Below are 3,308 nucleotides of genomic sequence, written 5' to 3'. Positions count from 1 at the left end.
TGGTCTGGTCGCCATCGTTGAAGGCGAGCTTGAACGTGATGCCTACACTGGCGCGCTATTTTTGTTTTGCAGCAAAGCGAAAGATAAACTCAAATTAGTGTACTGGGATAAAACAGGGTTTGCTTTGTGGTATAAGCGACTCGAAAAACAAAAGTTCAAATGGCCAAATAAAGCCACTTTGCAAGAATTTGAACTCAGCTCTGGGCAACTGGATTGGTTGTTGTCGGGATATGATGTGCTTGGCCATGAAGAATTGCAGTATCAATCTATGATCTAATTAACAGTAAACGATCATTGCCACACATCCGTTTTTATTTGCCCTGCAAACGAGAAAAGTGCATAAAACTTTGTTAAATTGCAGGGATGAAACTTGATGCACACTCACTTCCTGATGACCCAGAACAACTCAAGCGCATGCTGCTTGAGTTGCAACATGTCGTCGCTAAAAAAGATGAAGAGTTAGCTAAAAAGGATGCGCAAATTCACGAATTGCTGCAAGCTTATAATGCGAAACTTGCCAAAGAGTACGCTAAGAAATCAGAAAAAATGCCGGGGGCGGGTGAAGTATTCAATGAAGCAGAAGAAACGCTTGATGAGTATGATAAATCGCAATTGGCCACATCGCCCTCAGTAAAGAAAGAAAAAGCCAAACCGAAACGCCGCCCACTGCCGGCGCAATTACCACGAGTAGACGTGATTGTTGACCTCAATGAGGGTGAAAAAGTATGTGATTGCTGTCAAAGCACCTTACATAAAATGGGTGAAAGCAGCAGTGAAGCATTAGAGTTTGTGCCAGCACATATCAAAGTGATTAAAACGATTCGCCCGAAATATACATGCCGTCACTGTGAGCAAGAAGGTATTGATTGTGTGGTGAAATCCGCCCCGATGCCCGCATCACCCATTCCAAAAAGTATCGCAACGGCCAGCTTGCTGAGTCAAATAATCACGTGTAAATACCAGTTTGGCTTACCGCTTTATCGCCAAGAAACAATGTTAGGCGATATTGGTATAGAATTAAGCAGGCAAACCATGTCGAGCTGGATGCTACGTTGTGCACAATTGTTGTCACCCCTGTATCAACGCTTAAAAGAGGTGTTGTTATCGCAAGCAGTTATCCATGGCGATGAAACCCCGTTAAACGTCATCAACGCAGATAAAGCGACAAGCTATATGTGGCTGTATTGTTGCGGTGATGATAAACCGGGTAAAAGCACTAATATTGTCCTGTTCGATTATCATAACAGCCGTGCGGGCCAATGTGCGGTTGATTTTCTTGATGGTTACCAAGGCTACATGCACGTTGATGGTTACAAGGCTTATGAGCAAACTCAGGCAACACTGGTTGCATGCCTTGCTCATATGCGTCGTAAATTCATCGAAGCGAAAGGCAATAATAAGAAAACAGGCAAAGCGGATGTAGCGCTCAACCTCATTGGTAAGCTCTACGGTATTGAGCAAGCTATCAAAGATAAATCAGCCACAGAGAAGTACACTGTTAGACAACAAAAAGCCAAACCCATTGTTGACGAGTTATACCAATGGCTGCTCAAACACAAAGATAAAATCCCGCCCAAAATGGCGCTAGGTAAAGCCATTAACTACGCGATAAATCAATTTGAAAAATTCCGGCGGTACCTTGATGATGGCAGACTTAAAATAGATAACAACCGCGCAGAGCGAGCCATAAAACCCTTCGTGATAGGGCGAAAAAACTGGTTGTTCTCAAATACCAGCAAGGGTGCACATGCCAGTGCGGTACTTTATAGCCTTGTTGAAACGGCGAAGGCAAATGACCTTGTGGTGCATGACTATATTTCTAGTTGCTTACAGCACCTAGCTGAGCAGCCTGATAACCTTGAGACGCTGTTACCTTGGAACATTAAGAAAGGCTAGGTGTCGTTAGCTAGACGCTTACGAATGTTGTTACCAAGCATCTTCGTCTAATGTGAGATTCTCACCTTCAAATCACTCTTTATTTTAGTCATTAAAAAGCCCGAGACTAAGCTCGGGCTTTTTGGTAACAATTAGCTAGGCTAATAATTACGCTTTGAACGTTACTACAACGCACCTACGCCTAAAGTAAGAGCGCCACCTTCATATGACACTTTATTCTAGACATTAAAAAGCCCGAGACTAAGCTCGGGCTTTTTGGTAACAATTAGCTAGGCTAATAATTACGCTACGATAGTTGCTACAACACCAGCACCTACAGTACGACCACCTTCACGGATAGCAAAACGAAGACCTTCATCCATCGCGATTGGTGCGATTAGAGTTACTGTCATCTTGATGTTATCACCAGGCATTACCATTTCTACGCCATCTGGTAACTGTACGTCACCAGTTACGTCAGTTGTACGGAAGTAGAACTGTGGACGGTAACCTTTGAAGAATGGAGTATGACGACCACCTTCATCTTTCGAAAGTACGTATACTTCTGAAGTGAATGTAGTATGTGGGTTGATTGAACCAGGCTTAGCTAGTACTTGACCACGTTCAACGTCTTCACGCTTAGTACCACGTAGAAGTGCGCCGATGTTTTCGCCAGCACGACCTTCGTCTAGAAGCTTACGGAACATTTCAACACCAGTACAAGTAGAACGAGTTGTATCATTGATACCAACAATTTCTACTTCGTCATTGATGCGGATGATACCAGCTTCAACACGACCAGTTACAACTGTACCACGACCCTGGATTGAGAAAACGTCTTCGATAGGCATAATGAAAGGCTTATCGATGTCACGCTCTGGCTCTGGGATGTAAGTATCAAGTGCATTTGCAAGCTCAACAATCTTATCTTCCCACTCTTTCTCGCCTTCTAACGCTTTAAGCGCAGAACCAGCAATTAGAGGTAAGTCATCACCTGGGAAATCGTATTCTGAAAGAAGTTCACGAACTTCCATTTCTACTAGTTCAAGTAGCTCTTCGTCATCTACCATGTCACATTTGTTCATGAACACGATGATGTAAGGAACGCCAACTTGACGAGAAAGAAGGATGTGCTCACGCGTTTGTGGCATAGGGCCATCAGTCGCAGCAACTACTAAGATCGCGCCGTCCATTTGAGCAGCACCAGTGATCATGTTTTTAACATAATCGGCGTGACCAGGACAATCTACGTGTGCGTAGTGACGTGAAGGAGTATCGTATTCAACGTGAGACGTTGAAATAGTGATACCACGTTCGCGCTCTTCAGGAGCGTTGTCGATTGATGCGAAATCTTTAGCAACACCGCCGTATACTTTTGCAAGTACGTTAGTGATTGCTGCAGTTAGTGTAGTTTTACCGTGGTCAACGTGGCC

The 3,308-nt window shown here is 43.9% G+C and carries 3 protein-coding genes; 2 read left to right on the top strand and 1 reads right to left on the bottom strand.

All coding sequences use genetic code 11. The features are described from left to right. Positions 1-277: IS66 family insertion sequence element accessory protein TnpB (tnpB, locus tag GQR45_RS21185; RefSeq protein ID WP_165725094.1), on the top strand; the 277-nt coding region annotated here is incomplete at its 5' end. A gap of 86 nt (positions 278-363) precedes the next feature. Further along, positions 364-1,896 (top strand): IS66 family transposase, encoded by a 1,533-nt coding sequence (locus tag GQR45_RS21180; RefSeq protein ID WP_165726938.1) that lies wholly within the window; start codon positions 364-366, stop codon positions 1,894-1,896. Between the two features lie 281 nt (positions 1,897-2,177). On the opposite strand, the gene tuf is transcribed toward GQR45_RS21180, so the two are convergent. Continuing rightward, positions 2,178-3,308 (bottom strand): elongation factor Tu (tuf, locus tag GQR45_RS21175; RefSeq protein WP_024592699.1); only part of this gene is annotated, 1,131 nt, incomplete at its 5' end.

Source organism: Pseudoalteromonas sp. SA25 (genome assembly GCF_011378705.1).
GTDB lineage: Bacteria > Pseudomonadota > Gammaproteobacteria > Enterobacterales > Alteromonadaceae > Pseudoalteromonas > Pseudoalteromonas arctica.
This window is presented reverse-complemented; position numbering and strand designations above follow the sequence as displayed.

What these genes read in the sequence shown, in the direction of transcription:
- GQR45_RS21180 (WP_165726938.1), top strand. Translation starts at nt 364, where the DNA reads ATGAAACTTGATGCACACTCACTTCCTGATGACCCAGAACAACTCAAG.